5 protein-coding genes are annotated in these 6,500 nt (G+C 49.8%); 4 read left to right on the top strand and 1 reads right to left on the bottom strand.

Features of this window, described 5'->3' with window-relative positions:
- Positions 1 to 251: 251 nt before the first annotated feature.
- Positions 252 to 914 carry an esterase gene (locus tag H8S02_RS12075; protein ID WP_186970723.1) on the bottom strand — a complete coding sequence of 221 codons (663 nt, stop codon included), beginning with the start codon at positions 912 to 914 and terminating at the stop codon, positions 252 to 254.
- A gap of 266 nt (positions 915 to 1,180) precedes the next feature.
- On the opposite strand from H8S02_RS12075, the gene H8S02_RS12070 reads away from it, so the two are divergent.
- The 4 genes from H8S02_RS12070 to H8S02_RS12055 all read left to right on the top strand — a co-directional run bounded on the left by H8S02_RS12070 (position 1,181) and on the right by H8S02_RS12055 (position 6,387).
- Positions 1,181 to 2,302, top strand: coding sequence for a cysteine desulfurase family protein (locus H8S02_RS12070; protein ID WP_186970722.1), 1,122 nt, complete (start codon positions 1,181 to 1,183; stop codon positions 2,300 to 2,302).
- Positions 2,303 to 2,321: 19 nt separating this feature from the next.
- Complete coding sequence (locus tag H8S02_RS12065; protein WP_186970721.1) at positions 2,322 to 3,182, top strand: tRNA 2-thiocytidine biosynthesis TtcA family protein; 861 nt, start codon at positions 2,322 to 2,324, stop codon at positions 3,180 to 3,182.
- Between the two features lie 953 nt (positions 3,183 to 4,135).
- On the top strand, positions 4,136 to 5,410 hold the full coding sequence (locus H8S02_RS12060; protein WP_186970720.1) for a RecQ family ATP-dependent DNA helicase: 1,275 nt from the start codon (positions 4,136 to 4,138) through the stop codon (positions 5,408 to 5,410).
- Positions 5,407 to 6,387, top strand: coding sequence for a hypothetical protein (locus tag H8S02_RS12055; RefSeq protein ID WP_186970719.1), 981 nt, complete (start codon positions 5,407 to 5,409; stop codon positions 6,385 to 6,387). Before H8S02_RS12060 ends, H8S02_RS12055 begins: the two co-directional genes overlap by 4 nt.
- Positions 6,388 to 6,500 lie beyond the last annotated feature (113 nt).

The raw sequence follows: 6,500 nt of genomic DNA, 5'->3' as shown, positions 1-6,500 counted from the left end.
TTTTTCATTTGTCAAGAACTTTTTCAAAACTTTTTTCGAAGTTTTTGAAGCAGATCTTTCAAAAATCAAACTTTTCTGACCGCCGTCTCTTTCGAAACAGCTTATTTATTATATCAAACCGAAATCCATTTGTCAAGAACTTTTTATTCTTTTCAAGTCGCTTTTCAGTTTGACCGCCGTGCCTCTCAGCGACAGCTTTAATAGAATACCACAGCAGTCCCCCTCCTGTCAACAAAAATTTTCAGGTTTTTTCATATTTCGTTTTCTGCCGCATGTGCAGGCTTTTCCCGCATATGATTCATCACCCACGCGAACGCTTTCGCCGTTCGCAGACTGGGTTCTTTGAAGTGATTGCCGGGATTCCACTCAAGTGTACAGTTTACGCCCTGCTCCTTCATCCATGCATAGCAGTGTCTGGCGCAGTCCCCGACCGTGCGCATCACCGGATTTCGCGTTTTTTCCTCCCGCATGCCCAGACTCAAATATACCGTTTCGCATTCAAGGCCTTTTTCCTTCATATATGCAGAAAATCCGGGAAACCAGAGAGACGGTGAGGCCGCCGCCGCGCCGCTGAACACACCCGTCCGGCAGGCGCTCCACAGCGCAAACAGCCCCGCAAGCGAATATCCGCCGATTATATAATCTTTATCCTGCTCCGCGCAAAGCGGCAGGATTTCCTCAAGCAGTGCTTCTGCGCCGTCACCGAAGTCCTCATCCCCGAATACCGCCGGAGCCGGCCACGGCGACAGATCCCGGTTCCAGTTTTCCACCTGTACCGCAAGATAGCGGAACGGCCGGTCGGTCATCTGACCGATCTGCACGATTTCGTCGTCGATCAGCGGCAGCTCATGCTGTCCGACCGGCTGAACGAGTATGACCCTCGCCGCAGAGTCGCCGTATTCACGAATTATCATCCATGCCGCCTCCTTCATTCCTATATTATAAGGCAGCGGAAACCGCGGCGCAAGGTGCATGAGAATACGCTTTCTCTGTTATTTTGAACGATGGCAGCAATAGATCTCAACGTTTTTTGCACTGTTTGCGTGCACAGCTGCACGAAACCACTTGAATTTTTCATCGTTTCGACATATTACAGGCCAATCCTTCTCCGTTCGTCTTGACTTTTTCCTACATAAATGCTATGATTATAATTCAAGTTTGAACAAAGGAGCGCAGTGCTATGATTTATCTCGATTACGCTGCCCATGCACCGGCTGACCCTGCGGTGCTCGAGCGTTTCTGCGACATGGAACGCCGTTTTACTGCCAATCCAAACTCAGGCCACGCCGCAGGCCGGGCCGCGCGCGAGCAAATGGCCTGCACAGCCGAGCAGATCGCGTCGCTCACCGGCGCAGCCCCCTCCGAGGTCATTTTCACCTCGGGCGCGACCGAGGCGAACAATCTCGCCATCAAGGGTATCGCACAGGCCTCGCGCCACATCGGCAGGCACATCATCTCCACGCCGCTCGAGCATTCCTCGGTCAGCGGCAGCCTGACTGCACTTCAGGAGCGCGGCTGGGAGATCGACCTGCTGAGCATCAGCCGCGACGGCACGGTCGCCCCCGAGGAAGTGCACGAGCTGCTGCGCCCGGATACCGTACTCGTCGCGCTCTGCGCGGTGGACAGTGAGCTCGGCACGGTTCAGCCGGTCCGCGAGATCGCAGAGCTGCTCGCCGGTTATCCGAACTGCCGCCTGCATGTCGACGCGACGCAGGCCATCGGCCGCATCCCGGTTAATTTCTCCGGCATCGACACGATGAGCTTTGCACCGCACAAGTTCGGCGGCCTGTGCGGAAGCGGCGTTCTGCTCAAGCGCAGCCGTATGCCGCTGGAGCCGCAGATGAACGGCGGCGCAAGCACGACGCTTTACCGCAGCGGCACACCGGCACTGGGGCTTGCCGCGTCCGCTGCACTCGCGCTCCAGCTCGCCTGCGAGCAGCGCGAAAACCGCTGTGCCATTGTCCGTCGGCACAGTGAACGCCTGCTCAGGGCGCTCTCCGCCTATCCGGCCGTGCATATCAACAGCCCGGAGCACGCTGTCCCGCATATCCTCAACCTCAGCGTCAAAAATGTAAAGGGAACCGTATTTCAGCGTGCGCTTTCCGAAAAAGGCGTCTGCGTGTCGGTCAAATCCGCCTGCTCGGCGGACGGCCTGCCCTCGCGCGCGGTATTCGCTGTCAGCCGCGACCGCCGTAACGCACTGTCCTCATGGCGCATCAGCCTGAGCCACCTCACCACCGACGAGGAGATCGACGCCTTTCTCGCCATTTTCGACGAATGCTATCACGAACTCGTGAAATAACGATACAGGGAGCCTGTTTATGAAACGCACATTAGAGCCGCACGAACTGATCGAGCGCAGCATCATCAAGAAATTTCGAAAGACCATCTGGAACCCGTTTACTCTGGCCGTCCGTCAGTATCATCTCATTCAGCCGGGCGACCGGATCGCCGTGTGTATTTCCGGCGGCAAGGACTCCATGCTGATGGCCAAGCTGATGCAGCTGCTCCAGCGGTACAGCGAGGTCCCGTTCGAGGTCGTTTTCCTCGTCATGGACCCCGGCTATAATGAGATCAACCGCAGTAAAATCGAGAGCAACGCCGCGCTGCTGCACATCCCGATCACCGTTTTCGAGACTGACGTATTCGAGGTCGCCAACAACAGCGAAAAGAACCCATGCTACCTGTGCGCCCGCATGCGCCGCGGCTATCTTTACAGCAAGGCGCAGTCGCTCGGCTGCAACAAGATCGCACTCGGCCACCACTTCAACGACGTCATCGAGACGACGGTCATGAGCATGTTCTACGGCTCGCAGATGCAGGCCATGCTGCCCAAGCTGCACAGCACGAATTTCGAGGGCATGGAGCTGATCCGTCCGCTCTACTGCATCCACGAGGAGGACATTCTCGCATGGAAGCAGTATAATGACCTCGAATTTATCCAGTGCGCCTGCCGCTTTACCGAAAACTGCACCATGTGCGACAATGGCGGCGGCGGCTCCAAGCGTCAGGAGGTCAAGATCCTGCTGCGCCGTCTGCGCCGCGACAAGCCCAATATCGAGCGCAGCATTTTCAACAGCATTCACTCGGTCAATCTGGATATGATGCCCGGCTACAAGACCGGCGGCGTACTCCATTCGTTCCTCGAGAATTACGATGGTCACGCAGGAGAAAACAGGTAAATGCCCTCTGCGATACCCTCGAAGAAGACCACTGTTGAACGCGATGATCTTTACCTTGCAGCCAGGCGATTCAGCATATCATATTTTACTTTGTGAAAAAACGAGCAGGACAGAGACATTCTGATTTGTCCCTGTCCTGCGGCAGAATTGATGATTTTTTAATCTATTTACAGATTTTCCACACAAATGATCTCAATCAGCACGCACAGTATCATGAACACTTGATAACTCTGCTGGACTGATGTCCTGCGCGATGAAGTACAGACGGCTCAAACCGTCGGTTCTGTGCTGGTTTTAGCGGAGCCGAGAGGAGTTGAACTCGCCTAAAATTATTTTTTCTCGTTGGTTTTGGAACATTTGGACGGTTTCCGTGCGAAATGGGGAGTCCAGAATACACGCAGTGGACGGCGAAACCGCTTGTCAGAGGGCCGTAAAATGGCGTTTTTTTCGTTTTGGCTACAAGTTGGCTACATGGAGCCAATCTCTCGGAGGCTTGCAGCCACGGGATTTTGAGGCTTGCGAGGTTGTAATCAAGCGTCTCGAAAAGTATCTCTTTGCTGTACTTATTATAGCATATCGGCGTGAATTCGTCAAATTTGGGTGGTTTTGCGAATTGCTGACGTCCCGCTCGCGCCGCCGCTTATTGCGGGCGAAATGAGGGTTGATGGAATGACTGCCGAAAGGTTTGGCTACAGGCGGCTACAAAGACTGAATTTCGTGCAGCGCCAGAACAAAAAATCCGGCAAAATCCATCTATTTATTCTAACTTTTTTACACTTTTATTATGAATAAACGCAATATTTGTGTCTCAAATACTCAGGGAAGGTATTTGGGACGTTTTTTTATTATATCAAAAAATGTAATAAATTTTTGAAAAAAGTTCACTATTCGGCATTATCTTTTTATACACGTACAACATATTGATAATCTTTATATGGAGGAGGATTATCTCTATGGATATTAAACGACATCTTAAATCTGCTTTGAAACAGCTTGGTTTTGACAAGCCTCGCAAGGCGCAGATCATCCCGATGAAAACTCTTGATGCCGGACAGGATGCGATTGTGATTGCTGCCACGTCTTCCGGCAAACAGGTCATCTACGAAACCGTTGGTCTCGCTCATTCCGACAGGCTGACGATTGTGATTGAACCATTGCTTGCGCTGATCTACAACCAGGTGCAGACATTAAAAGCTCATGACATTTCTGCTGAATACATCGACAAGGACACTACAAAGGAAGATACCGAAAAGATCTTGAAGAAGGCGCGCAAAGGCAGGTTGAACTTTCTCTATGTGACGCCGGAACGTTTACAGAACAGTACCTTTCTTTCTGCGATGAAACAGACGGATATCTTTATGGTAGTTGTTGACGAGTGTCACTGCGTTACGGAATGGGGTCAAACGTTTCGTGACGCTTATCTGCACATTGGCAAATTTATTGATAAGCTGGAGCATAAACCGGTGATCTGCGCCTGCTCTGCGACAATACCGGCTGACTCTATGGATATTATTCGTGATAATTTGCATATGGACAAGCCTGCTGTGCTCCGCAGTGATTTACGACGCGATAATCTTATTCTGCTCAAGAAGGACGTTACCTGCAACAAGAAAACGCTGGAGGAACGACTTGAATCCCGTATCAAGAAACTATGCAAGCTGATTGATAAATATCACAAGGATGGCTCGGTGCTGGTTTTTGCGCAGACTACGGCTTATGTCGATGCGTTATATAATATCCTGCGTGAAAGATATACGGACGAGGTGACTCGTTATCATTCACGAGTTAAGCCGGAACGTCACAAGAAAGAGCTGCTGTTCGATTTCCTGCATGGTGAAAGAAAAATTATGATTTCAACCTCGGCGTTCTCGATGGGTATTGATGTTTCCGATATTGAACTTGTTGTACACTTTAACGCGCCGATCAGCATGACGGATTACATTCAGCAGATTGGCCGAGCGGGACGTGATGGGCGAAAGGCGCACTGTGTCCTCTTCTACGATCAGAACGACGACGATGACGCTGTCTCGGACAGCTTTATCAAGAAGACGAAAAAGCAGTCAGCCAAAGCCGCTAAAACAATAAAGACAAAACGGAAGCAGGTGCATGATTTTATCCACAGCGATAACTGTATGGTAAGTGATATTCTCGAGTATCAGGGACAGAACGAAACTAAAACCTGCAAGCGCTGCACGGTATGTGCGAAGAAACGGAGGAATAAAAAATGATTACGAACGAGTACGGTATTCACACTTTTTCCCTGAAGCGGAAATTGTCCTATTCCGAAATTCAGAATATTATTGAGCAGAACAAGTGCTTTTGCTGCAATAAAGGCAAGTATAACTTATCTTTTTATTATCAGATTACGCAATACAAGTCACAAGGCGTCGAAATTCAGCTGAGTCAATCCCTGGGTTCGCGTCCGAGCTGGCTGACGCTGATCGTCAATCCCTCTTCCCTGCTTGCCGGTCATTATCAGCCAACCAATCTTTTCAAGCGGAATATGGATTTTGCAGGAATGAAGCTCTTTCTTAGTTACATTCTCAAAGATATCGGAGTATCCGAACCGCTCAAGACTTTCAAGCTGTCTCGATGCGATCTGACCTGCAATCTGTATTACGAAAGCAGGGCCGACGTACGCAAACGACTTGAAATGTTTAAGAAATCACATCCTATCCCCCGTTACAGCGTGATTTCCTTCAGTTCATATTTGGATTTTGACGAGAAATCCAAAGAGGCGGATAAGCATTCGTGGACGATCGAAAATCAGTCTCAAAGCTGCGCTTTTTCGGTTTACGATAAAACGTATGAGCTCAAAAAACGGCATAATATCAAGATTGATGAGCATATTCTGCGTCTGGAATTACAGTTTAAGCGTTCGAAAATCACCAAGATAACCAAGGCCAAAGACTGGTATGGTCAGCTTATTGAGCTCAGCGAGCAGGTAGAAAAGCAGCAGCATAAGTTTCTGCATCGACTGCATATGACGTACTTTGATCCGATTCCGCTCTCCGAACTGCTCGACCGTATTGACGCCTCTAAGTATCACAAAAAGACAAAGAAGAAGATGCGTCGCATCGCGAAAAAGGCGAACGGCTGCGTTTCGCTCGCAGCCGTCCGTAAGGATTGTAGGATTAAGAAATCTGACTTTATTAAATTGTTAGGAAAGTTTGAGGAGATGGGGGTGGGGGGTGTTTCTTTTTAATTAAGTTATTCCTCATACACTAATTTTTCATGCGTAAGCGTATTCAATCCGATTGATATACATAACATATTCGTACATTAGATAAAATATCATTCACTCCTCCGTTTGCAACG

Source organism: Agathobaculum hominis (assembly GCF_014288055.1).
GTDB lineage: Bacteria > Bacillota > Clostridia > Oscillospirales > Butyricicoccaceae > Agathobaculum > Agathobaculum hominis.
Note: the sequence above shows the minus strand (reverse complement) of the source record. Positions and strands in the feature narration are given on the sequence as shown.

Bases quoted from the DNA above. Each gene is read 5' to 3' on its own strand.
- H8S02_RS12065 (WP_186970721.1), top strand. From the start codon at position 2,322: ATGAAACGCACATTAGAGCCGCACGAACTGATCGAGCGCAGCATCATC.
- H8S02_RS12055 (WP_186970719.1), top strand. From the start codon at position 5,407: ATGATTACGAACGAGTACGGTATTCACACTTTTTCCCTGAAGCGGAAA.
- H8S02_RS12060 (WP_186970720.1), top strand. From the start codon at position 4,136: ATGGATATTAAACGACATCTTAAATCTGCTTTGAAACAGCTTGGTTTT.
- H8S02_RS12075 (WP_186970723.1), bottom strand. From the start codon at position 914: ATGATAATTCGTGAATACGGCGACTCTGCGGCGAGGGTCATACTCGTT.
- H8S02_RS12070 (WP_186970722.1), top strand. From the start codon at position 1,181: ATGATTTATCTCGATTACGCTGCCCATGCACCGGCTGACCCTGCGGTG.